Source organism: Sphingobacterium ginsenosidimutans, assembly GCF_039536865.1.
GTDB classification, from domain to species: Bacteria; Bacteroidota; Bacteroidia; order Sphingobacteriales; family Sphingobacteriaceae; genus Sphingobacterium; species Sphingobacterium detergens.
Genome location: NZ_BAAAZK010000002.1, coordinates 558,164 through 583,506 on the forward strand (window position 1 = coordinate 558,164; position 25,343 = coordinate 583,506).

General features: G+C 38.1%; 15 protein-coding genes. 5 read left to right on the plus strand and 10 right to left on the minus strand.

Going from position 1 to position 25,343, the window contains the following annotated elements; genetic code table 11:
- Positions 1-10: 10 nt before the first annotated feature.
- The 8 genes from ABFX33_RS02245 to ABFX33_RS02280 all read right to left on the minus strand — a co-directional run bounded on the left by ABFX33_RS02245 (position 11) and on the right by ABFX33_RS02280 (position 18,483).
- On the minus strand, positions 11-1,483 hold the full coding sequence (locus tag ABFX33_RS02245) for a SusD/RagB family nutrient-binding outer membrane lipoprotein (RefSeq protein WP_346084035.1): 1,473 nt from the start codon (positions 1,481-1,483) through the stop codon (positions 11-13).
- Between the two features lie 11 nt (positions 1,484-1,494).
- Positions 1,495-4,626, minus strand: coding sequence for a SusC/RagA family TonB-linked outer membrane protein (locus ABFX33_RS02250; protein ID WP_346084036.1), 3,132 nt, complete (start codon positions 4,624-4,626; stop codon positions 1,495-1,497).
- Between the two features lie 397 nt (positions 4,627-5,023).
- The gene (locus tag ABFX33_RS02255; protein ID WP_346084037.1) at positions 5,024-6,391 is read right to left on the minus strand and encodes a SusD/RagB family nutrient-binding outer membrane lipoprotein; all 1,368 of its coding nucleotides are present in this window, start codon (positions 6,389-6,391) and stop codon (positions 5,024-5,026) included.
- 18 nt (positions 6,392-6,409) lie between these two features.
- Positions 6,410-9,472 (minus strand): SusC/RagA family TonB-linked outer membrane protein, encoded by a 3,063-nt coding sequence (locus ABFX33_RS02260; RefSeq protein WP_346084038.1) that lies wholly within the window; start codon positions 9,470-9,472, stop codon positions 6,410-6,412.
- Positions 9,473-10,245: 773 nt separating this feature from the next.
- The gene (locus tag ABFX33_RS02265) at positions 10,246-11,838 is read right to left on the minus strand and encodes a SusD/RagB family nutrient-binding outer membrane lipoprotein (RefSeq protein WP_346084040.1); all 1,593 of its coding nucleotides are present in this window, start codon (positions 11,836-11,838) and stop codon (positions 10,246-10,248) included.
- Between the two features lie 10 nt (positions 11,839-11,848).
- Positions 11,849-15,028: a SusC/RagA family TonB-linked outer membrane protein gene (locus ABFX33_RS02270; RefSeq protein ID WP_346084041.1), complete on the minus strand. Its 3,180-nt coding sequence runs from the start codon at positions 15,026-15,028 to the stop codon at positions 11,849-11,851.
- A gap of 648 nt (positions 15,029-15,676) precedes the next feature.
- The gene (gene serS, locus ABFX33_RS02275; RefSeq protein ID WP_346084043.1) at positions 15,677-16,948 is read right to left on the minus strand and encodes a serine--tRNA ligase; all 1,272 of its coding nucleotides are present in this window, start codon (positions 16,946-16,948) and stop codon (positions 15,677-15,679) included.
- Between the two features lie 461 nt (positions 16,949-17,409).
- On the minus strand, positions 17,410-18,483 hold the full coding sequence (locus ABFX33_RS02280; RefSeq protein ID WP_346084044.1) for a class I fructose-bisphosphate aldolase: 1,074 nt from the start codon (positions 18,481-18,483) through the stop codon (positions 17,410-17,412).
- A 91-nt stretch (positions 18,484-18,574) separates the two neighbouring features.
- On the opposite strand from ABFX33_RS02280, the gene rsmI reads away from it, so the two are divergent.
- From rsmI to ABFX33_RS02300, 4 genes are all read left to right on the plus strand, one after another.
- Positions 18,575-19,240 (plus strand): 16S rRNA (cytidine(1402)-2'-O)-methyltransferase, encoded by a 666-nt coding sequence (gene rsmI / locus ABFX33_RS02285; protein WP_120259621.1) that lies wholly within the window; start codon positions 18,575-18,577, stop codon positions 19,238-19,240.
- Between the two features lie 36 nt (positions 19,241-19,276).
- Positions 19,277-20,002, plus strand: a complete 726-nt coding sequence (locus ABFX33_RS02290) for a PH domain-containing protein (protein WP_346084046.1) — start codon at positions 19,277-19,279, stop codon at positions 20,000-20,002.
- Positions 20,003-20,017: 15 nt separating this feature from the next.
- The gene (lnt, locus tag ABFX33_RS02295; protein ID WP_346084048.1) at positions 20,018-21,640 is read left to right on the plus strand and encodes an apolipoprotein N-acyltransferase; all 1,623 of its coding nucleotides are present in this window, start codon (positions 20,018-20,020) and stop codon (positions 21,638-21,640) included.
- Between the two features lie 312 nt (positions 21,641-21,952).
- Positions 21,953-23,089, plus strand: coding sequence for a cysteine desulfurase family protein (locus ABFX33_RS02300; RefSeq protein ID WP_346084049.1), 1,137 nt, complete (start codon positions 21,953-21,955; stop codon positions 23,087-23,089).
- A gap of 82 nt (positions 23,090-23,171) precedes the next feature.
- Here ABFX33_RS02300 and ABFX33_RS02305 read toward each other — a convergent pair whose 3' ends face one another.
- Positions 23,172-23,591, minus strand: coding sequence for a copper resistance protein NlpE (locus ABFX33_RS02305; RefSeq protein WP_120259618.1), 420 nt, complete (start codon positions 23,589-23,591; stop codon positions 23,172-23,174).
- An 84-nt stretch (positions 23,592-23,675) separates the two neighbouring features.
- Complete coding sequence (locus tag ABFX33_RS02310) at positions 23,676-24,008, minus strand: tetratricopeptide repeat protein (protein WP_346084051.1); 333 nt, start codon at positions 24,006-24,008, stop codon at positions 23,676-23,678.
- A 593-nt stretch (positions 24,009-24,601) separates the two neighbouring features.
- Between ABFX33_RS02310 and ABFX33_RS02315 the strand changes: the two genes are divergently transcribed.
- Positions 24,602-25,339 (plus strand): electron transfer flavoprotein subunit beta/FixA family protein, encoded by a 738-nt coding sequence (locus ABFX33_RS02315; RefSeq protein WP_257093023.1) that lies wholly within the window; start codon positions 24,602-24,604, stop codon positions 25,337-25,339.
- Positions 25,340-25,343: the final 4 nt, after the last annotated feature.

Below are 25,343 nucleotides of genomic sequence, written 5' to 3' on the forward strand. Positions count from 1 at the left end.
TCTTTTTTATTTAATTAACATCCCACCAAACTTTGACATTCGATTGCGGTATTGCTGTGCCCTGTGGAAAATTTGGATTACGTTGAACTTCAGAACTAAGATAGACTGCTCTAACTGGTCTAGTTCCGTCTATCCCGCCTGCATTTTGGTGTGGAGCTAACACTGGGTATCCAGTTCTTCTCCAATCATTCCATTGTTCCAAACCATTTGCAAATTGAGCAATATATTTTTGTGTAATAATTTGTTCTATCTTTTTCTCATTACTACCGCTTAACGTAACTGTTGTAGCATTATCAGCAAAAAATTTATTTATGTCGCTCGACGTTACCTTTGCATCATTCATTGAAGCTTTAATACCTGCTTCATAAAAAGTTTGGGCATTTCCGGCAACTCCGAATCGAATGATTGCTTCTGCTATATTGAAACAAGTTTGAGCATATGTAACTAAACGAGTCGGTCCCTCCCCCTCAGCACCAGTTGCATAATCGTTATATTTTGAACGATCGTCAAAGGGAGGAAAGGTTCCTCCAAACCCGTTATCCGCTGTGACATAATCACCTTTAGGGCGGGTAACAAATATCGGTAGCCTAGGATCATTCGTACCTTTTAACAAATTTACGAACCTCGTACTTATCAACAATTCATTTTGAAACAATGAGTTATAGGATAATGTCCAAATCGGGGCCTGACTACCTGTTTGTCCACCAAAATTTATCGCAAGATTTTGATCATTACTATTAATATATTGATTTTTTGTTAACACGGCCTCGATCTCTGACTTAGCACGATTCGGTTCAACCAAGCTAATTTGCATTGCCAATTTTAATAAAAGAGAGTTTCCCGCTCTTTTCCATTTATTAATATCTCCTTTAAAAACAATATCATCAGTTCCAGGTTTTGTTGGACTCTCCTTTTCTAAATCCGCTAAGCCCGCTTTTGTCAAATCAAACAAGCTTTGTATATTAGAACCATTTCCAAGGTAAATATCTTTTTGAGAATCCAGTTTGGGTCTCGTCACACCAATATCTCCTGTTAACGCTTCAGAATAAGGGATGTCTCCCCAAACGTCAGTAGCCATAGCAAAACTAAGTGCCGACATGATTTTACCTATTCCTGCATAAGCGGGTCCATTGTTAGCTTCAGCAGTTTCTATTAATTTTTTATAATTTACTAATGCTCCTCCGTACAATTCAAAGCGCCACTGATTTCCAAAGTCATCACCGTCAATAATGTACCGATCATAATCCTGTGGACTGCCAGCGGCTCCCGTTGTAACACTCATGATCGTAGAAGCGAATCGGTTTAATTCGTTTGAATTTGCAAATGCAGTTCCTGCTAACCCAGTTGGCAATAATGTTGATGCCGGCACCTCCAATGGATTATTTGGGGTATCATTGACATCCAAAAAATCCTTACATCCGACCAAGGATAAACCAATGGCCAAAATAGACATTTTATATATATTATGTTTTATAGATTTCATTGTGTGTTGTATTAAAATGTTGCGCGGATATTAAAACCAAAATTTTTCGTAGTTGGAATACCATTTAAATCCAAGCCTTGAACGTTTCCAGCACCTTGTGTGTTGACTTCTGGATCAGTAGGAAATCCTGGGGCAAACATCCACAGATTTCTTCCACTAACCCCAATAGAGACCTGTCCAAATGGAGAATTTTTGAGAACATTTTGCGGAAGGCTATAATTGATTGCCACCTCGCGTAGTCTATAAGATGTTGCATCAAAAACAGCCGCTTCAGAAGCAATTCCACCTAATCCTTGCCAATAACTTTGGGCTGAAATCTGGATATCATTAGGTCTATAAGTACCATCTGCATTTGCAATTACACCAGGCAATATGCGTGGTTTGTCCCGATCAATTCCAGTCTCAAGAATGGCGCCCGCATTTCTCAAGTCAACTTGACCCATTGAGAAAATTTGTCCACCTTTATTAATATCAAACAAAGCACTTAAAGAAATACCCTTATATCTGAATGTATTTGAAATTCCTAAAGTGTAATCTTTTTGTGGATTAGCTATTACTTGGTTAGGAATTGGGTTAGCAAACAAACCAGTTGCAGGATTTATTAACAAATCGCCATTCTCATTTCTAGCATTTTTACTCCCAACAATAACTCCATATGGATATCCTTCAGCAATAGATGGGGTGATACCTCCGAAATAATTCACTCCTGGAATTACAGTACTTGTTAGTACATCTCCACCAACTGGCTTTTCTCCAAAAATAGCAACTACTTTATTGCGTATTCTTGTGAAGTTCAAATTAACGTTCCAACTAAAATTATTATTTTTAATTGGATAGCCATTTAACATCACCTCTATACCTTTATTAGTCATCTCGCCGATATTTGAAGTCTGTGTGTCATAGCCTGATGAATTTGCCACCGCTACATTAAATATTTGGCTCGAACTTTTAGTACTAAAGTAAGTAAAGTCTAAATCGATTCTATTATTGAAGAAGCCAAATTGTCCTCCAAGTTCATAAGATTTAACAAACTCAGGCTTTAAATTAGGATTTCCAATTCGCGAGCTAATTTTGAACCCTGTGATGCTTGATCCGCCCACTGATATCGGAAAAGTAATACTCGCTGTATTGTTTCCATATTCTCCAGCGGTATATACTGACCTAAGTAAATAAGGATCTGCATCCCGGCCCACCTTAGCTATATTTGCTCTAATTTTCATAAATGAGAGCACATCGGATTTCATTGATTCCCATACTTGTGTTGGAACGAAGCTTAAAGAAGCCGAAGGGTAGAAATAAGTGTTATTTTCTTTCGGTAAAGTAGATGATTTATCTGCCCGACCAGTTAATTCCAAGAATAAATAATCTTTGTAATTTAATCCCAATTGAGCATAATAACCCAATAATCTTCTACGTTCTCTATTAGCGTAAGATCCTGTAAAAACAGATGCGTTGTTCACATTATCATATCCTGGTATGACAAGATCACTGGAAACAATTCCCGATTCCTTGTAATCCCGCTGATTTATATTTTGGCCCAATAAAAGATTTGCACTCAAACCTTCCGTAAAGATATCAGATTTGTTTGCACGAATCATTAAGTCACCATTAAGCTCAGATCTGAATCTGTTATCTTCATCAATACCACCTTTAGGTGCGCGCGCCGCACCGATACGTAAAACTTGCTTTCTTGAATCGAAATAAGTATCCCCAGTTACCCGATAGCTTACGTTTAGCCAGTCTGCAATGTCGTAACCAATACTTAAATTACCATATACACGATCAACATCTGAAGTAAAGAATTCGTTCTGAACACTCCATAAAGGAGAATTTTGAGTAGGAACAAAATACTGTCTTTGTCCAGCTTCATTCAAAATTGGTGTTCCTATCAAATCATAACTAATCGGTATACGTGAAAGTTGTCCAAATGCACTTCCTCCATTTCCCATAGTTGCTCCTCTTTGATTAGTTTTGCTATAGGTAATCGTTCCACCAAGTTTAACTCCATTTTTCAGCTTGGAATTCCCGCCAACGTTTACAGTATGTCTATTATACTTACTTTCCGGAACAACCCCTTTTTGGATCGTACTTGATACTCCTGCATTAAAATTATTAATCTCATCTCCACCCGCAAGATTTAAAGAGTTTTGATAAAACGATCCCGTATTAAAGAAGTCCTTAATATTATTAGGATAAGCTTGATAAGGAACCTCTTTTCCTGTACCGCCTTGAATCACTGTAGGCACAGAGCCAAATTTCGGCCCCCAAGAAAGTGTACTTTGGTTGTTATAAATATTTTGAGATCCTTGACCGTAGGAGGTCTGCAGCTCGGGTAGAAAACCTACACGTTGCCAGTTTGCTGAAGAACTAAAGGTTACTTCGGTTTTTCCACCTAACCCCTTTCCACTTTTTGTCGTAATCATGATAACCCCAGCCGATGCTCTCGATCCATAAAGCGCAGATGCTGCAGGTCCTTTCAAAATATTGATAGTTTCAATATTATCAGGTGGTATATCATTTAAACGGTTCGACGGTTGTGAACCAAATAAACTATTTTGGCTATTATCTGTATCATTACTGAATATAATTCCATCCACAACAATCAATGGCTGGTTATTACCACCGAAAGACGTAATACCACGAATGTTAATATTCGTAGATGACCCCGGTTGACCCGAAGAACTTGAAATGTTTACACCTGCAACTTTACCCTGTAAAGCATTTAATACATTTGTTTCTGACTTTTGGGCTAACGCCTCACCTCCAACTTGTTGTGTCGAGTATCCCAACGATTTATTCGTACGTGTGATACCCTGCGCTGTTACAATTACCTCTTCAAGTGCATTTTCAGAATTGCTTAATGTAACATTAAAGGCAGACTGTCCTTCTTTAACGATTATAGTTTTGTCGGCAAATCCAACTGAACGGAATACGATTACCTTACCTGTAGGTACAGATAATGAATAATTACCATTCGCATCTGTTTGGGTAGCTGTAGTTGATCCCTGTACAACGATGGTAACACCAGCTAATGGCTTACCATCTGCACCAGTTACACGACCACTTACTTTCTTCTCTTGCGCGAACGCTACTGAAGTCAGGATCATACTACCCACGAAAAAACTGAGTAATTTGTGTTTCATATGTTTACGTTTATTTAAATAAGTATGTTTATTTTTCTAGAGATAATTCGGTTAGTATTCTATCTTTTCAATAATTTAATAAGTCTGTTAGTTAGCAATACATCTTTATATAGACGGTGAGTCTGTTAAAAAATGTTAAATACAAAAATATAACTTTTTTTAACATTTGCAATGCATGCATAATTTCCCAATAACAATATGGTAAAGAAAAAATAACAAATAGCTTATAATCAGATTATTATTTTATAACTTTTTTTTCAAAGATTGTAAAGAAAAATATTTTATTTATCGAAATAAAATAAAATACCATATCATTATAATAACCAAATAAAAAGGCTATACATGTTTTAACAAGTATAGCCTTTTGAATCAAGCTTATTTAATAAGTTCTATCTCTTTACATTCCCCACCAAACAGCGACATCCATCGGAATGTTCTTCGCATTTGGATTATATAAAGTTGTTGTTTGCGGGAATGGATACCGCTTTGGAATAACGGGCAAGGTCGCACCCACGCTTTGCGGTCTTGGTTTTAATGCAGGAATTCCAGTTCTCCTATAATCATTATAAGGTTCAATTCCTTGATTATAGAGTGCAACCCATTTCTCCATTAAAATATCTGTTTTAGTCGCTGTAGCATAATTTGCAACATTGCTAGCAGATTCTTTTCCATTTGTCACATACGCTACATTTGCCTTAATAGCCTCATTTAATTCTGCCGCCGCATTACCGCCTTGTCTTTGTTTCACTTCAGCTTCTATAAATTTTGCTTCATAATAGGTAATAATTGGAAAATTCTGATCCGCTGCGAAAAACGGACCAACCACTGAGATATCAGGAACAATAGACTCCTTCGTAATATCCCCTCCAATAAATTGTTTCTTAGAATTAGGACGTAGAAAGTACGCTAACCGTGGATCATTTTTTGCAGACAATCTATCAACAAATATATTGCTCGCCCCCAAATAACCTCTTCTCGCAGCCTGAAAAGCCCCCCATTGATTTTGGGAATTTTCATCGTGTGGTGCGATCATATTTTCATCATTAGAAGAAATTCCTTTCTTTAAATAGTCAAGCACTTTAGCCTCAGTACCTGCCTGTTTACTCGACGTCCGATTCAGAAAACGTGCTCTTAACGTGTAAGCTGCCTTCATCCATTTTTCAACATCTCCTTTGAAAATCAAGTCATCTTCTGCTGGCAGGTAATAGTTTTCATCTTCGGCAACAGATAAATCTGTAATTGCATCAGCTAGAAGTTTATCTATACTTGTGTAAACATCTTGTTGGGAATCCAATTTAGGTGTTTTGTTACCAGTTGTCCATTGAAAAGCCTCAGAATAGGGCACATCGCCCCATAGGTCAGTCGCTAAACTGATATTAAGCGCCATCATAACTTTCGCTATCCCCTCATAGTACGGGCTTTTGGTTTCGGTGATCTTCGCCTTATCGATCATTAGTTTCAAATTATACATCGTATTCGTGTATAATCCGATCCACACATTATCAAAATCACCTTGGGTAATGCGGTAATTTTGGACATCTGAATACTGTGCATTTAGACCTACTGAGTGTTGTACCAAAATACTGCTCATACGGGACAAGTCCCCTTCCACATTTTGAAAAGTATTCACCTCAGCAGCGGTCAACATGGACGGCAAGTTCCCATCAAGTGGATTATTGGGACTTATATATAGATCATCGCCTGTTTTACATCCGACAATAGCTGTAAAACATAAGGCATATAGTAATTTTACTTTATTTTTCATGTTATGAATAATGTTTAATTAAAAACCAACTCTAAAATTAAGGGAATAAGATTTTGTGCCAGGATTATTAAAGAAGTCATATCCGGCGAAATTTTGATCCGATCCGGTCAAACTAGTTTCTGGGTCAATCCCTTTATATTTTGTGATCAAGATCGGGTTCCGAAGATTAACGCCTACTTGAATATACTGGATCGCTTTAGAAACTTTAGTAAAACGGTAATTCAAATCAATAGAACGTAACCTTGCCCAAGTACCATCCTGAATGGACACTTCCGATGAGGAATTTCCTAAATAGTTTTTAAAGTAGTTAAATGCTGTCAATTCGGTTGTATTTTTTTGTCCTTCATTAGCCCCACCTCCGTAGACACCATCAATGACATACTTACGTTCACGATCTTCAGTAATAGCCGCTTTTCCTCGATTGATCAATACTGCATTCGTAGCGCCCCATAGTTTGCCGCCCTTTCTAAAATCCCATAAGAATGAGAAGGACCAGTTTTTATAGGAAAATTCATTATTGATATTCATTAACCATTTCGGTATGGTACTTCCTACACTACCCAAATCAGATTCATACATCGGTAAACCGCTATTTGGATCAATCAATACCTGTCCCTGTGCATTCCGCTGAAATTTTTGTGCATAGATTACACCAAATGGCTGTCCTACGATCGCAAAAGATTGCGGAGCTGAAAAAGCGTCACCAATAGATAATTTATCCACGCCAGGCGCTAGTTCCGTTACCTCGTTGGTATTTTTGGACCAATTTAAAGTAGCATTCCAGTTAAAATTGTCCGACTTCACAATGTGACCATTTAACGTCAATTCAATACCGCTATTTTTCATTTTACCGAAATTGTTATAGTAATAAGCGAATCCACTGGTTGGATCTACAGGCATTGAAATCAAAAGATTAGATGCACGTTGTTGATAGTAGGTAAAATCAAAGCCCAGACGATTATTCAAAAATTTCATTTCCAAACCTGCTTCATAACCAACGTTTCTTTCTGGTTTAAGGTTTTCAGAGACATATTCATTTGAAATAGCAAAACCTAACTGTCCTTGGTATGGAAAGGAATAACCATTTGTCATACCGTCTGCAATCAATGGTGATGTGAAATACGTTCTATTTGAATAAGGCTTTGGTGATATGCCCACATTTGAATAAGCCAAACGAATTTTACCAAAATTTACAATTTCCGATTCTTTAAACAAATCTGAGAAAACGTAAGAGATATCAGCTTTCGGATAGAAGAATCCTTTTGCATTTCGGCCAAAGGTAGTTGACCACTCGTTACGACCAGTCAATGTCAAAAATAAAATACTCCGATAATCAAATGTTGCGTCTAAGAAAATTGCTTTGCTATTTCTGTACTCTTCTGAATTACTCGCGTAGAGCATTTTTGCATTATTTAAATTATAATAATCTGGAATACTTAGATTTTTTCCCCTCGCAAAATTAGCAATGCTTTGAACATAATTAAAATTTCCCCCTAATAAACCAGAAACGGAAAAATCGTCCGAAATCTTCTTATTAAATTTCAATAAAAGATCGGTATAAATATTACGGTAGTTGACATTTGTCCGCTTGATTTCACCCCATCCAGCTGAATCATCATCACCACTTGACCCTACGGCGTAAATCTGATTCCCATTCGTTGCGTAGGTATCAAGTCCAGTTTTCCAAGAAACAGAGAACACATCATTTAATTTAACATCTGCATAGACGTTGCCTAAAAAACGATTATTTTCTTCTTTATAGGGATTACGCTCGGTTGACCAATAGGGATTATCATAACTTTCGAAATACGTTTTTTGTATACCTAATTCATTTTGATAATCTTTCAGATTAAAATCCACCGGGGAGCGCAAGAGCGCAAGCATGACGCCGGCAATATTGCTACCATTTTGAGCCGCTCGCGTATTTGCATTTGTAAAACTGAAATTTCCACCTACAGTAATTCGGTCATTCAATTTTGATTCTGCGTTGAGTCGTGAAGTATAGCGATTATAACTTGTGTTCGGAATTATACCGGTATTATTTGTGGAGCCCACCGAAAAACGCATAGTGGTTTTTTCCCCACCGGAAGTGATCGATAAGTTATTATTAAAAACGTTTCCATTCTTAAAAAACTCATCCACATTGTTATAGATTGGCTTTCCTGCCGCTATTAAATTTTCACCCCAGCTATCCGCCGTCTCGTTAGTATATACTCCATCCGTTCCCTGACCATATTTTTTTTGAAACTCGGGCAATTTATTTACCTTCTGCATTTCATAACTCGAAGAGAAAGTAATGCCAAGACCTGAACCTAGTTTACCTTTTTTTGTGGTGTAAATAACAGCCCCATTACCTGCTGCCTGACCATATAAAGCCGCCGCAGCTGGGCCTTTGAGAATAGTCACTGTTTCAATATCATCAGGATTAATATCCAACGCTCTATTAGCAACCTGCACACCAGAAAGACTCTGGTTGTAAGGATCGTCGCCAGCCTTTGTGTTGTTCAAACCATTATCAATTGGAACACCATCAACAACGATAAGTGGCTGGTTATCTCCTGAAAAAGAGGCAGCACCACGCAACACAATTTTTGAAGAAGCTCCTGGTGTACCCGCTGATGAAGTGATTTGAACACCTGATGCCTTCGCTGCTAAACCTTGGATAATGTTTGCTTCACCAGATTTTACCAAATCATCTCCACTTACTTTAGATGTAGAGTAACCTATACCTCTAGAGCTTTTAGAAATTCCTAATGCCGTCACAACGACCTCTTCTAAAGCATTATCCTTGTTGTCCAGTACCATATTAAAGGATGTCTGACCTTCTTTTACGATCAAAGTTTTATCAGCAAAACCTACAGAGCGAAAAACAATTACTTTACCGGTTGGTACCGTCAAAGTATAGTTTCCGTTAGCATCTGTGGAGGTTGCCACATTTGATCCTTGTACGGCAATAGTTACTCCGACCAATGGCTTACCATCGGCACCCGTAACACGACCACTGACTTTTTTTTCTTGTGCAAATGCGACAGAAGTCAAGATCATACTACCCACAAAAAAGCTGAGTAATGTCTGTTTCATATAATTTGTGTTTATAAAAATTTGTTTATAGTCTTAGCAAGCCAAATAGCACAGGCTATTTATCGCTTAAAAAGTCATTTAGTTAGTAATGTATTTTTAACAAAATTTTCTCCTGTTAAAAAATGTTAAGAGCAAATTTATAACTTTTTTTATCTTTTACAATGCATGCATAAAACCATGAGATCATTTAGTAACATCAAAACACACAAACAATTGATTAACAAGAGATTAATTTACAAAAAAAACAATAACGGGAACCTTAAGGTTAATAATCTTCCTTCACAACTAATGCAGACATGTCGCTAGTATTAAATTAAACAATTTCAATTCTCTAAACCATTTGCTAAATCAAAATTTTCAGATTTCAATTACACACAATTTTAAAACCGCAACTCTATAACAAGAAAACAACTTATTTACAACAACATAACAATAAATAAAATTTCGTCTTAGAGAGTATTTAAAATATCATTTATGTTATAAAAGGTATCTAAAGGTATTTCAAAGCTTTTTTTGCTATAAAAAAAATATTTTAAATTCATTAATTTCTTAAAATAAACGAAACAATAATAAAACATAACTTATATTAATTAAACATAAAGCTACAGTAATAAAAAAGAGTCTTTCTGAAATTTAATAGATCTGTTGACATACGTTTACGAACAAGACAATCCTAACGTGCCAGTAATCGAGGATTCAGTTTTGAGGTTGATAGCAAAAAAAAGCGGTCTCTTTCGAGACCGCTTTCCAATTTATAACCTTAGACTGATAGACTAGCGTGTACCGCCTGCCCACCAAACATTTTCAGTGTAGACATATTGTCCATTACCGTATGCTGCCTGAACATTTGGATTCGTTGTTGTATCATCGTTACCATATGGTAAACGTAATGGGAATTTACCAGGATTTTTCAATTCAATAAGGTTTTCACCATTTGCTTTCCAACGGCGGATGTCGTTGTACATCTCAGTTGACTCGCCAGAAGCACCAAAGAAGGCTAAATATTTTTGGTTTGCAATCTCTTTCAATGCATTGGCTTGAAATAATGGTTTTACGTTATTATTGAAATAATCCGAAGCAGCTGCACTCGTAATTTTATCCGACGTTTCAACCATTGTACCGTTTGCCGCTACTGTTGGTGCAACCAGTGCTGCATTAACAGAAACTTCAGAATTAGCTATAGATGCTATTACCGCATCCTTCAACACAGCTTCTACCGTATTCACTCCCTGTCCTAAACGTTGCATAGCCTCCGCTTTCAAAAATAACAACTCGTGATAACTCAAAAACTGAGTAGGAGCAGTTTGAGAAAACACAAATGTTGATGTTAAGTACTGATACTGTACTTGCTCGCTTTCTCCATTTGGAGCCAATAGCTTATAGGATGCTGCATTTGACGCGATATCATTTACTTGTGTCCAAACACCCGTTTTTGAATTCTGCGGCGTAAAGAAATCTCTCACTAAACGTGGATCCTTACGTACAACCATCTTATCTGCTAGGCTTTTACTTGCAGCTAAACCATCTCTTGACCACTGAAAATCAAATAATGGATTTAAGTTTGTCTTGCTATACTGCGTAAATTTCGCTTCATCCGAAGCATTTGCGAACGACTTATCAACATTCGCGATAACCTCAGTTAATACAGCCGACTTATTTGAAGAAACATTCAAAAGACGCATTCCGTAACGAGCTTTAAGCCCATATGCAAATTTCAGCCATTTAGCACTGTTACCATTATATAGTATATCTTGTCCCCCGGCAGCACCCGACGCATGCGTATCTCCTTTAGGAAGATTAGCAATAGCCGCGTCCAAATAAGCGATGACTTGTTTATATAATTCCTGCTGTTTATCTAATTTGGGATTCTTAATTTCCAAAGGTTTAAACCCTTCAGAATATGGCACGTCACCAAACATATCGGTCAACAAAGCTAAGTTGTAAGCCGCCATAACCTGCCCCATACCCAATGTAGTATAGTTGCCAGCTTGTGGACCACCTTCTGAACATTTCTCAATGACAATACGGGCATCACGAAGGGCAAAATACATATTCCCCCAAGTATTGTTAAACGTTGATGCTGCCGATGGTTCATTTGTACGATGCTCGGCATTCCATGTCTGATTGAATACCCCTACCTCATGCTCCACATAAGTAGAAAGATAAGTATTGAAGTCCCCACCGACATTATAAAAAGCAGTTCTTGTGATGACATCAGTCAACAAAAATTTAGCCTGTACATCTGTAGGTTTGTTTACATTTTCGTTGATCTTGTCCATCGCATCCTCTGAACAAGAAGTAAAAATTACTGGAGCGGCCAAGACGCCCATAGCCAATAATCCTACTATATTTAATTTTAATTTCATTGTCTTAATCTTAGAATTTAACATTAACACCTAATCCATAACTCGATGTACCCGGTAGAGAGAAACGCTCAAATGCACCTGACATATTTGTATTTCCTTGTGAAACCTCAGGATCAAAACCCTTTAATTCGGACCAAAGAATGATGTTACGTGCGAAGGCATTTAAATCAACCTTGATTTTTGAATTTTGATATACCGGATACCCTACAGCAATTTCACGTAACTTCACGAATGAAGTTCCACGAATACCAGCTTCGGAAATATTGCTCAAAGTATTGAAATAATCGTATGCTTTTGAAGGATCAATCAGGATATCGTTAGTTTCATATTGACCTGGAGCTACTTCTTTTACAGCAGGTTGCTCAAATAAGAATCCATTTCCATCACGAAAATCAACTGTTTTCTGTGTAACACCATAAACATCTAACGTGTTTGAAGTACCGTGATACATTTGTCCACCCTGTTTCCAATCCAGTACCGCTGAAAGTCTTACTTTTTTATATTCAAAGTTGGTATTGAAACCTAGGTTGAAATCTGGAGAAACGCTACCGATTACTTTTTCTTCACCCGCTTGAGGAAGGCCATTTTTATCAACGACAATCTGTCCGGCGTCATTTCTCAAATAAGACACCCCGTAAATTACTGGGAATTTAGATCCAATACCTGCACGAACTTGCGGAGTAACAAAACCTCCCATGAAGATACTGTTTACACCTTCTGCCAATTCATCGACATAGTTATCTATTTTGGTAAAGTTGAATGCAAAATCCCATTTAAAATCTCCCTTACGATATGGTGCAACCGCTAAAGTAACCTCATGTGCATTGGTATGAATTCTACCACCATTTGTAACTAAGCTAGAGTAACCAGTAGAAGCTGCTAATGGCACTTCAAATATTTGGTCTTTTACGTTCTGACGTGAGAAAGTGTAATTCAAATTAATTAAACCATTCCAGAATGTTAAATCAGTACCAACTTCAATCGCTTGCGTGTTTTGCGGTTTTAGATTCGGGTCATAAACAATGGAGTATGGGGTATAAGAAGTTATACCGTCACTGTTGATTGGATAAATAATTGGTGTACCACTAGAAAAACCGCCACCATATGTTGGTTTGTCATAGTAGCTCTCATAATAATCTCCTGCTTGACCAACTTCAGCGTATGAAGCTCTCAATTTACCCATGGTCAATACCGAATTTTTAACACTCTCCAATTCTGTAAAGACAAAACCTGCCGAAACAGAAGGGTAGAAGAATGAACGGTTGTTTCTAGGCATGGAAGAAACGATGTCATTACGGCCAGTGGCATTTAAAAACAACATGCTTTTGTACGCCAATGCTAAACTACCAAAAGTACCAAAAGTACGTGTGTGACGCAAAGTTTGCTCACCTGTTACACTTGAAGCATTATTGATATGATTCCATCCAGGAAAGTTAAAATTCATTCCATAAGCGTAATCTCTTCTACGGACACGGTTTACAATCTCGTTACCCACCATGGCATCAAAGACCAAATCATCATTAATCTTCCAATTGTAAGCAGCTGTTCCTAAGGAGTTCCACTCTGTTACAGAGACGTTGAAATTTTCGACTTCACCAAAACCATTCGCATGACCATAACCCCAAAGATCAGTGTAGTTTGTTGTATATGAGTCAACACCTGCTTGATACTTTAGCGTTAATTTTTGGTTCTCGCCTAAGTTAGTCGCATATTGTCCAAAGCCATTACCAAAGAAACGTTGTGTATCCTCTGTAAATTTGTTGTTCTCAACTGCCCAATAAGCACCATCAAATCCAGCGGTACCACGGTAAGTATTTTGGCTTGTAGGCGCATTCAAATAATAGGATGGTATACCTTTTAGATCATATGAAGCTGGAGCACCATAAACAGTGGCAACAATTCCATTATTTGCACCTGTTTGTTTTGAGATATGGGAGTTCACATAGTTACCCGTGAAACCAGTCGTCCATTTATCAGACAATTTCGCCTCACCCGATAATTTAGCCGTATAACGGTCCATTCCTGTCGAAGGGACAATACCATTGGCATTGGTCGAACCTAAAGACAACGCGTAACTTCCTTTTTCAAATCCTTGTACAATATTAAAAGAGTTATTAAAGGTATTTCCAACATTAAAGAAATCCTTCGCATTGTTATATGCTTGCGGAGTTGCCCAAGGATCTAACCCTGCATTGGCACGTTGTGGAACATAATACTGCCCTTGGTGCTTTCCATATTGTTTCGTATACTCATTATCGGTATTTCCACCATAAGTCGCATCATTGGCCAATTGATCGATAGCAGGTCCCCAGGACATAGAAGACAGCGGTGAATACTTTCCACCTGTTCCTTGCGCATATTTTGTCTGAAAGTCTGGAAGAACGGAGACTTTATCGAAGGAAACATTGGAACTGTATGATATTTGTGGCTTACCTTGTTTTCCTTTACCGCTCTTTGTGGTAATAATAATTACACCATTAGAAGCTCGCATACCGTATAATGCCGATGCTGCCTGTCCTTTTAGGATATTGATGCTTTCGATATCGTTCGGATCGATGTCCAGCCCTCTGGATGAATAATCTGCACCAGAAACAGAGTTACCTGTAGACTGATCTGAAGTCGAAGAAATGGGCAATCCGTCGACAATGTATAGCGGTGAGTTATTTCCTGTAAATGAACGTGCTCCACGAATCGTAATATTCGCAGATGCTCCCGGCATACCTGAAGAAGGTGTTACCTGAACCCCTGACACTTTACCTTGTAATGCTGTAGCCAAGTTGCTATTTGCAGCTTCAGTCAATTTATCGCCTTTGACTTCTTGTGTCGCATAACTCAATGCACGCTTTTGGCGCGATTGTCCCATTGCAGTCACAACAACCTCTTCTAAAGCGTTGTCATGATTCTCCATAGAAACATTGAATACAGTGCTATTGTTATTAACAATAATGGTTTTATCGTCAAAACCAACTGAACGAAATACGACAACTTTACCTGCGGGTACATTTAATGAATAATTACCACTAGCATCTGTTTGTGTCGCTTGATTAGTTCCTTGTACTACTACTGTTACCCCTGGTAACCCCTTACCATCAGCAGATGTAACACGACCACTAATCTTTTTTTCTTGTGCGAATGCGACCGAAGTCAGGATCATTCCACCAACAAGAAAACTTAGTAATGTTTGTTTCATGTTTTAGTTAGTTAATTTTATTATTTTTCTAGTCCTTTATATTGATATAAATTATATCCGTTAACATAACTGTCTAAACAGACATTGTTTAGACAATAAATAGCAATACGCAAAACAGCATATCGCCATTCAGTTGGTAACAGTTGAAAATATTATTGAAAAAGTCAACCCTAGGTAGATGTAGAGTCAATCTGTTGAAAATACTCAGCTGTAAAATTTGCTCCTTTCAGCATTTACAGTAAATAATAGTTAGTGCGATTTTTATTAGCGGTTCCAAATATAGAAAGCCAAAGTTGCTTTTACAAGTTTTTTAACATTCACCAGCAAAAACAAAAAATACTGCAATAAAGACAGCAGTATCTTACAAATTCAAACGGGAGATTCATTTTAGAATAAAAACTCAACAAACAAATTCAAAACAGAATTTTATACGGAATCACACATATTTAACAAAACATTAACAATGTCATAAGAAAACGTTAACATTTGTATTTCTTTATTTTTAGTCACAAAAAAAAGAGTAATTTATAACGATTCTAAAGTTTACATAAATCGAGTTATTTCAAAAAAAAGAGACTTTACCTGTTCAGGTAGAGTCTCTTTCTATCACAAATCCCGATTAAGAAATTTGTTATTTAATTCGTTCGCTTAATCAATATATTCGAATTTGGTATAAGGTACCAAAACAGCTGGTATCCGAATACCTTTATCTGTTTGATTATTCTCTAAAATAGCCGCAACAATACGTGGTAAGGCTAACGCTGAACCATTTAAAGTATGAGCTAATTGCATTTTTCCTTCAGAATTTTTGAAACGTACTTTCAAACGATTTGCCTGATAGGTTTCAAAATTAGATACGGAAGAAACCTCCAACCAGCGTTTTTGGGCAGAACTATATACCTCCATATCATAAGTCAATGCAGCGGTAAAACTCATATCGCCACCACATAAACGTAATACGCGATAAGGTAGTTCCAATTTTTTAAGCAGACCTTGTACATACAGGCTCATTTCCTCCAACACTTCATACGATTTTTCCGGATGGACAATCTGTACAGCTTCAACTTTATCAAACTGGTGAAGACGGTTCAAACCGCGTACATGAGCACCATATGACCCCGCTTCGCGACGGAAACATGGTGTATAGGCACAATGCTTAATCGGGAATTGCGCTTCCTTCACAATCACATCTCTGTAAATATTGGTTACGGGAACCTCTGCCGTAGGGATCAAGTATAGATTATCATTGTTGACATAATACATCTGACCTTCCTTATCTGGCAATTGCCCTGTAGCAAAGGCTGAATCTTCATTCACCAAGATCGGCACCTGTACCTCTTCATATCCTTGCTCAGCCGCCTGATCCAAAAAGAAATTGATCAATGCACGTTGCAATTTTGCCCCCTTGCCTTTATAAATTGGAAATCCGGCTCCCGCAACTTTTACGCCGAGCTCCAGATCCACAATATCATATTTGTTTAATAATTCCCAATGTGGCAACGCGTCTTCTGATAATGCGGGAATCTCTCCATTTGTTAATACGACTTCATTATCATCAGCGCTTACACCAACTGGAACAGAGTGATGCGGTAAATTAGGCAATTGTACAATCTTATCATTCAACTCGATTTCAACCGCTCCCAATTTATCCAACAGTTGCTTTACTTGCTCTTTATATCCGGACGATTGTGATTTAACGGCTTCAGCTTCTTCTTTTTTTCCTTGGCGCATCAGATCTCCAATCTGTTTTGCTGCCGCATTAGCTTCTCCCGAAAGGGCGTCCGATTCCGCTTGGATCTTACGGCGGTCTTCATCTAAACTGATGATTTCGTCGACCAATCCAATTTCCTTGAAATGCTTGACAGCCAATCTTTCGATAACCGTATCCCTGTTTTCACGGATATAATTCAATTGCAACATAATATAAATGTATTATTTAAAAAATAGTGAACAAACTTAGATAAATTTGCCTTCATATACAAGCAAATTTATTCAATAACACCTGTTTGTAGCGCATTCATGCTCCTTTCACTAGCATAGGTTCCTTTGCCAACTTTGTGAATTATACACGGGTTGATTGAATGGAAAGGCTTGGTTATGCTCAGAAGATACTGCGTATTAATGATAGCTTGCGCCATCCTTGGATGAGTTCATTAGGATCAGAGTTAACACAGTTTTATCATCAGGTAGTGGTACGTTCAGTAATAGTGAAGGAGATGTTCTTTACCTATTTTCATTCCGATCCGATTAATATAAAAAACGTCCTCCAGAAAAACTGTTTTCCGAAGAACGTTTCAAGCTATATTTTACTACTGCAAAATGAATTGGCAACAAGAATATTTTGTCAACACCCTGATATTAAATCAGATTTAAACGATCATCTAAGCTACCGTAACTTCTTTACATAAATAGACATCTTGGATTGCATGTAGCAATTCGACCCCTTCATTCATCGGTTTTTGAAAAGCTTTCCGACCAGATATCAAGCCAGTCCCGCCAGCTCTTTTATTGATTACAGCAGTTTTTACAGCTTCCTGTATATCGTTTTGTCCCGATGCTCCGCCTGAATTGATCAGTCCTGCCCTACCGGCGAAACAATTGAGTACCTGGTAGCGACAAAGATCAATGGGATGGTCCGATGATAACTGGGTATACATCCGTTCATCCAATTTACCATAGCTACTTTTACCCATATTCAGTGCCTTAAAACCACCGTTCAATTCTGGAAGTTTTTGTTTAATAATATCTGCTTTTATGGTTACACCGAGATGGTTGGCCTGTCCTGTTAGATCCGCAGCTAAATGATAATCTTTGTCTCCTGTTTTAAATGCTGAATTCCGCAAATAACACCATAATACCGTAGCCATACCAAGTGAATGTGCTTCTTCAAATGCTTTTGCTACTTCGATAATCTGACGATCGGACTCTTCTGAACCGAAATAAATAGTCGCTCCAACTGCTACCGCGCCCATGTTCCAGGCTTCGCGTATCGTTCCATACAGAATTTGATCAGCACGATTGGGATAGGTTAACAGTTCGTTGTGATTGATCTTGACTAGGAAAGGAATCTTGTGTGCATATTTTCGCGATACTGCCCCTAAAACGCCAAAAGTAGAGGCTACGGCATTACAGTTTCCTTCCAGTGCTAATTTCACGATATTCTCCGGATCAAAATATTGGGGATTGGGAGCAAAAGAAGCACCTGCACTATGTTCAATCCCCTGATCTACCGGCAATATGGACAGATACCCGGTATCGGCAAGCCGCCCCGTTCCGAAAAGTTGTCCCAAGCTACGCAATACCTGCGGTGTGCGGTCGCTCGCACCATATACCTGATCAATAAAAGTAGATTCGGGAAGATGGAGCATCGTTTTGGAAACTGCTGGTTTGTCAAACCCTAATAGATAATCTGATTCCGCACCTAGATGTGCCTGTATTTTTTCGATGTATTGCATAATTTATTATTGCATTTATATAGAAAATAACTCCAAAATAGACAGAATGTTTTAGCACATATTATATAGTAAAAAAAACTTAACTTTGACCATGTTATATTTAGTTCCAACACCTATTGGCAATCTGGAAGACATGACCTTTCGTGCAGTCAATATTCTGAAAGAAGTAGACATCATCTTAGCAGAGGATACAAGAACAAGTGCTCCCCTTTTAAAGCATTTTGGCATCGATAAAAAGGTATTTGCACATCATCAGCATAATGAGCACAAAGCAGTTTCCGAAATCATAAAGTTTCTGAAAGAAGGACAAAATATCGCCCTTATTTCAGATGCGGGGACACCAGCGATCTCTGATCCCGGTTTTTTATTGGTGCGGGCTGCTCTTAAAGAAGGATTGGAAGTGCAATGTCTACCCGGCGCCACCGCTTTTGTACCGGCCCTTGTAAACTCAGGTTTACCAAATGACCGTTTCTGTTTTGAAGGATTTCTACCTGTTAAAAAAGGACGCCAAACTCGTCTCAAGGCTTTAGCTGAAGAAAAGAGAACAATGATTTTCTACGAATCACCTCACCGCATACTCAAGACAATCGAAGAGTTTATTACTGTCTTCGGTGCCGAGCGACAAGCTTCAATTTCTAGAGAATTGAGCAAGTTATATGAGGAAAATGTTCGCGGAACATTAACTGATTTAAAATTACACTTTGAAAACAATCCAATTAAAGGAGAATTTGTATTTTGTGTAGGTGGATTGGAATAAATTTTGACAATCTTTGATTAATAAAACGTATTTGACATGAACATGGAACAATTTGCACAAGATGGACAGGATATAAAAATCATTGAAAAATTGATTACTAAAGTCCAGGACATGCTTACTCCAGGAGAAAAAATAGATTATATCGCAGTACAGAAAAAGCCTGCGGTGACAATTTTACCTGACAGTATCACCATTAGTAATAAGCGCATTTTTATGTGTGAATTCACCAAATTGGGCTTAGCGACTGATTTTGAGATTTTTGGATGGCAGGATATTAAAGATATTGCCTTCAAAGAAGAGATCTTTGGTTCAAAGGTCACTGTCATTCCTTTTACTGGAGAAAACTTAAGTATTGACTACATTCCAAAAGTTCAAGCCAGAAAACTCTACCAATATATTAAAGCTGCTCTTGAAAATTATAAAAAAGCAGAGCTAGCCGCTGAAAAGGAGAAGATCGTAATCACCCCGAGCAGCCCTCGGGAGGTTATCGTTGAGAAGGTTGAAGACAATCAGCCGACTCCGGCACCAGTTTCGACAGCAGCACCGGTCGTTACACCTCCTGCGCCAGTAGCACAACCTGTTTTCTCGGCACCAGTAGTTCCACCAGCGCCACCTGTTTCCGCCCCTGTGACTCCGGTTGTCGAAGAAGAGGAGGATGAAATTACCTTAAAGCTAAAAAAACTAAAAACACTCTTTGACAAGCAACTCATCACACAAGATGAATACGAACAAAAGAAAAGAGAAGTTTTATCCAGTTTATAAAAATAAGTGGATATTGTGAAGAACAACTATTTATTGGCACTTTTAAGTGCCTTTTTATTGTGGTTGGCTTGGCCCCCCATCCCCTATTCCAGCGTATTGCTTTTTATCGGCTTTTTACCCTTATTGATTGCGCTGGAAAATATCATCCGTAATGATACAATTAAAAAGAAAGGTAAAAAGATCTTTCTAACGGCAGGTCTGACAGCAGTCATCTGGAACACCGCATCCATTTATTGGGTATACAATTCCATCTCTGCAGTTATGCCTCCTTTTGCCGCGATTTTGATCAGTTTGATCCCTTTCTGTCTGGGCGCGGCATTAATGGCCATTGCATTCAACTTATACTATCGATTAAGACGTAAGACTTCGCTGTTGTTATCTCTTTTTGGATTAATGGGATTTTGGATCAGTTATGAATTTCTTCATGCTACCTGGGATCTTGCATTTCCATGGATGACCTTAGGAAACGGCTTTGCTAATTTTCATCAATTGATTCAATGGTACGACATCACTGGTGTATACGGTGGATCAATATGGATCTGGTTGGTCAATATCTTGGTTTTTGTGCTCTATCTCAATCGAAAAGGTATCTACCAACTCAAAAATCGGATAGTTCCCATTCTTTGTCTAGTGCTGGTCTTATGTGTTCCAACCGTCTATTCATTGGTTCGCTATTTCAATTACGAGGAACACCAAAACCCAGCCCAGGTGGTAGTGGTGCAGCCCAATGTGAACCCTTACATCAAGTTTCAGATCAGCCCCGAGGAGCAGTTAAACACCTTGTTTTCACTGTCGAGTTCAGTAGCCAAACCCAATACGGAATTTTTTATCTGGCCTGAAACTGCCCTTTCCCAAAATGGTGATTTTGATGAAGAAAACCTGCGAGAAACGTATTCCTATCAACGGATTCTAAAATTTTTGGATCAATACAAAAATGGCAATGTCTTATCGGGTATAGAGAGTTATCAATTATACAATTATGCAAAGACAGCAACTGCACGTGAAATTGCCCCGAATATCTACCAGGATAATTTTAATGCAGCAACATTGATCGATTACTCATCCAAGCTGCAATTTTACCATAAATCTAAATTGGTTCCTGGCGTAGAACAGATGCCCTTTGGTGCTGCGATGAATTTTTTAAAACCCTTGTTTAAAGCTTTTGGTGGTACGACAGGTGGTTATGGAAAACAAGCAGAACCTTCGGTTTTCTATGCACAAAGTGGTATTGGCGCTGCTCCTGTCATCTGTTATGAATCAATCTGGGGGGATTATGTGGCGAAATATGTTAAAAAAGGAGCACAGTTTATTGCGATTATCACCAATGATGGCTGGTGGGGTAATACTTCTGGAAAAGACCAACATCTGCAATATGCAAAATTAAGGGCCATCGAAAATCGACGCTGGGTTGCCCGATCGGCGAATACCGGAATTTCTGGTTTTATCAATCAACGTGGTGATATCGTACAACAGACAAAATGGTGGGAGCCAGCAGCATTGAATCAGGAGATCAATCTGAGCGAAGAGATTACAACATACACCAAAGTAGGTGACATCGCTGCATATCTTGGTCTAGCAATCGCTCTGGGTGGATTTCTTATAATAATTGTACGCAAACGCGATCCTCGTTTACTATAACAGCTAGTTCCTTTACTCAAATGTCTGTTTTGGCATAGTTGGTGAACCCCAAAAGTTAAATCAAAAACCTTTGGGGTACACTTCAACCTCGATACAACAAGTTTGCCCCTATTCCCCTCATATTCCCCCAACAATTCCATAGCAAAGATCCTATTCACAACGGATCCACTTTTACTTTTTTAGGTCTTCTGATTTCAATCGAAAAGCTCTCCATCCCCATTCAGCCCTCCAATGGAAAAAAACGACTAAATTATGATGAAAATAAGTCATTTAATGCATTTGATTTACTTTTGATATTTGTAATTTTGCATCATGCAAGTATATTTCGACAATGCTGCGACTACAGCCTTAGATCCTGAAGTTATAAAAGTAATGTTAGATGTCATGGATAACAATTTTGGAAATCCATCTTCTATCCATAGTCACGGAAGACAAGTAAAAACAATAGTAGAAAAAGCCCGGAAAACAATCGCCAACCTACTCCATGTATCTCCGGCAGAAATTTTCTTTACCTCGGGTGGAACCGAAGCCGATAATATGGCTATCGTACGTTCGATCACGGACTTTGGCATCACACATGCAATTACCTCACCGATAGAGCACCATGCCGTTCTACATACGTTGGAGGAGCTTGAAAAACAGGGAAAAGTTCATCTTGATCTGCTTCATGTGGACAACAAGGGAAATCTGGACCTGAATCAACTGGAGGAGCTTTTAAGTAGCAATCCCCGTACCTTTGTTTCCATTATGCACGCCAATAATGAAATTGGCAATCTGAATGATATCCAACGTATATCGGAATTATGCCAACAATACAACGCGATATTTCACTCGGATACCGTGCAGACCATGGGCCATTATCCGCATGATTTAGGTCATCTTAAAATCGATTTCATTACAGGTGCAGCGCACAAGTTTCACGGACCAAAAGGTGTAGGTTTTCTCTATATCAATGCAAATAATAAAATTAAACCTTTGATTTATGGTGGAGCTCAGGAGCGGAATATGCGTGGCGGAACTGAGAATGTTTATGGGATAGCGGGACTAGCCAAAGCTTTAGAGCTTGCCTATGAGCATATGGAAGAACATCAAGCTTATATCCAAGCACTTAAATCGTATATGATTGAAGAGCTGCAAAAAGCGATTCCAGATATTGATTTCAATGGTGTTATCGAGCCCAGTAAATCACTATATACGGTACTAAACGTATCCTTCCCTTGTAGTGACCTTGCTGACATGTTGCTATTCAATCTGGACATTTCGGGCATATCCTGTTCCGGAGGAAGCGCCTGTAGTTCAGGAACAGATATTGGGTCTCACGTATTGGGAGCTATTAAAACAAATTCAGACCGTCCATCGGTCAGATTCTCCTTTTGCAAAAACAACACAAAAGAAGAAGTGGATTTTGTCGTGTCAACCTTAAAAGAACTTTGTACCAAAAATAAATAGCAATAAGGACTACTAAACAAAAAAACCGAAGAGAATTCTCTTCGGTTTTTTTCTATGTAGGTATTATATCGTTCAATAAATTTCAGTTTTTCGTCAGCACATAGTATTTGGAGATATCTCCTGTAATATCATTACCCGATAGATCCAGCTGGCTTAAGAAATGGTTACCTAATTTGAATTTGTAATCAACGCCGTCCAGTGTAATAATGTTTCCATCCAATTTCCATTTTCCTTCACGCACAAAAACATCATCACTTTTGTTCAGATATTTGGACGAATATTTATAGGAGTTGTCTTTGTGTAATGATATCAATGTTTCAATGCCATCGCAGTCGGCACAGGGCATCACCCCTTTATATTCTCCAATCACGATTTCCGCTCTGTCTCTTCCCTTTAATTCTTGCAAATTATCTTTATAGGCAGCCACACTCTGTTTGGGATTATCACATCCCCCCAATACAATCATTACCAACAATCCCACTGTCCAAATAAACCTTTTCATCTCATTCCAAATTCAAAAAATCAGCATCTAATAGTTACACCCTTAAAATTCATAACAAATTAGATACCAAAAATTTAGAATGGATTAAAAATCATCATCGTCATCCTCTACTAAAAATGACAAAGCTCCCTGTAACTCTCCCAATGCATGGAAATTACGGCTTTTACGCGCAATTTCAATTCCATTTTTATAGGTTGTAATTGCAGGTTCCTGTTTGTCCAGTTTTTCATATAATTTTCCCAGATGATAATATGTTCCCACATAGTCGGGATGGTTTTCTATCAGCTTTTCAAATCTGGCCAAAGCTTCTTGCTCGTCATTCAGCTTCAGATACTCCGCAGCAATGGCGTATTTTAAAAAAGGATCTTCGGGGCTCTCTTTCAAAAATTCGTTGAGTTGATCCAATCGTGTTGACATATCTTTTTTATTTCAAATTTAACTAAAATTGCGTTTATCTGTAAACAATTGTTTTAATTCCCTCCTAGCTGCTGTGCCGTAAATCAACCCATTCGGTACACTTCTCTCGTAATGATCAAGTGAATTCAATTTAGTGTTCTAAATCTCCTATATATCCCAGCAATAAAATCTAAATCATAGTTGCTTCATACTCTCATAATAGTACCCCGATGAAGGCCATCATAAAAAACTGCTAACTTTTCAACTTCATCAAACAAATAACAATGTTACATGCTAATTTGCTCCAAGCACTTGAACATTAAATGCAATAGGCTGAGCAATTCGTCGAAGCAAAAATACTATGCTAGCATATAAAATGACATTATACTGACGCATGATCTTCATTAAAAAAAAGAATACTGAAACTATCAAAACTTAACAAATACAAACAAAAAAAGCCAAAAAATTCAAAATACAGCAAAAATAACAAGACATAAGCAATACAAATTAAAAATAACACAACAGCGCAAGTGAACCCTGAGACAAAATTTTAAGCGGGTCGGGGCTTTTTATTTGATAGAAAATATGGTAAGTTTGGGTAAAACCAATCGTATATGAAAATATTAGTTTGTATAAGTAATGTCCCTGACACTACATCGAAGATCACTTTTACAAATGACAACACTGCCTTTAATACAGCTGGGGTGCAGTTTATTATAAACCCTTATGATGAGATTGCCCTTTCGAAGGCAGTTGAATTGGCTGAAGGAGGAAAAGGAACAGTGACTGTCATCAATGTTGGAGATGCATCCACCGATGCGACCATTCGCAAAGCATTGGCTATAGGCGCAGACAATGCAGTACGTATTAATGCTATTCCCAGAGATGCCTGGTTTGTGGCTAATCAAATCGCAAATTACGCAAAGGACAATGCTTTTGATCTGATTTTAACCGGACGGGAATCCATCGATTATAATGGTGCTCAGGTCGGTGCAATAGTTGCCGAATTGCTGAATATACCATCGGTATCAATCGCCAAAAAGGTTGATATCGCTGCTGATTCCGTCAGTATTGAACGTGAAATAGAAGGTGGAAAAGAAGTCGTAACGTCTAAACTTCCCATTGTTATTGGCACAGCGGAAGGAGTAGCCGAGCCTAAAATACCCAATATGCGTGGTATTATGAGTGCACGTACCAAACCATTGGATGTGCTGGAACCATCCGCAGTTGATACACTTTCCCACATTGTTAATTATGAGACTCCAGCTCCACGCGGCACTGTAAAACTCGTTGATGCTGCAGAAGTTGAGAAATTGGTTGCTCTATTACATGATGAGGCCAAAGTTATTTAATCAT

Coding starts and splice junctions, on each gene's coding strand:
- ABFX33_RS02245 (WP_346084035.1), bottom strand. CDS start 1,483: ATGAAATCTATAAAACATAATATATATAAAATGTCTATTTTGGCCATT.
- ABFX33_RS02250 (WP_346084036.1), bottom strand. CDS start 4,626: ATGAAACACAAATTACTCAGTTTTTTCGTGGGTAGTATGATCCTGACT.
- ABFX33_RS02255 (WP_346084037.1), bottom strand. CDS start 6,391: ATGAAAAATAAAGTAAAATTACTATATGCCTTATGTTTTACAGCTATT.
- ABFX33_RS02260 (WP_346084038.1), bottom strand. CDS start 9,472: ATGAAACAGACATTACTCAGCTTTTTTGTGGGTAGTATGATCTTGACT.
- ABFX33_RS02265 (WP_346084040.1), bottom strand. CDS start 11,838: ATGAAATTAAAATTAAATATAGTAGGATTATTGGCTATGGGCGTCTTG.
- ABFX33_RS02270 (WP_346084041.1), bottom strand. CDS start 15,028: ATGAAACAAACATTACTAAGTTTTCTTGTTGGTGGAATGATCCTGACT.
- serS (WP_346084043.1), bottom strand. CDS start 16,948: ATGTTGCAATTGAATTATATCCGTGAAAACAGGGATACGGTTATCGAA.
- ABFX33_RS02280 (WP_346084044.1), bottom strand. CDS start 18,483: ATGCAATACATCGAAAAAATACAGGCACATCTAGGTGCGGAATCAGAT.
- rsmI (WP_120259621.1), top strand. CDS start 18,575: ATGTTATATTTAGTTCCAACACCTATTGGCAATCTGGAAGACATGACC.
- ABFX33_RS02290 (WP_346084046.1), top strand. CDS start 19,277: ATGAACATGGAACAATTTGCACAAGATGGACAGGATATAAAAATCATT.
- ABFX33_RS02300 (WP_346084049.1), top strand. CDS start 21,953: ATGCAAGTATATTTCGACAATGCTGCGACTACAGCCTTAGATCCTGAA.
- ABFX33_RS02305 (WP_120259618.1), bottom strand. CDS start 23,591: ATGAAAAGGTTTATTTGGACAGTGGGATTGTTGGTAATGATTGTATTG.
- ABFX33_RS02310 (WP_346084051.1), bottom strand. CDS start 24,008: ATGTCAACACGATTGGATCAACTCAACGAATTTTTGAAAGAGAGCCCC.
- ABFX33_RS02315 (WP_257093023.1), top strand. CDS start 24,602: ATGAAAATATTAGTTTGTATAAGTAATGTCCCTGACACTACATCGAAG.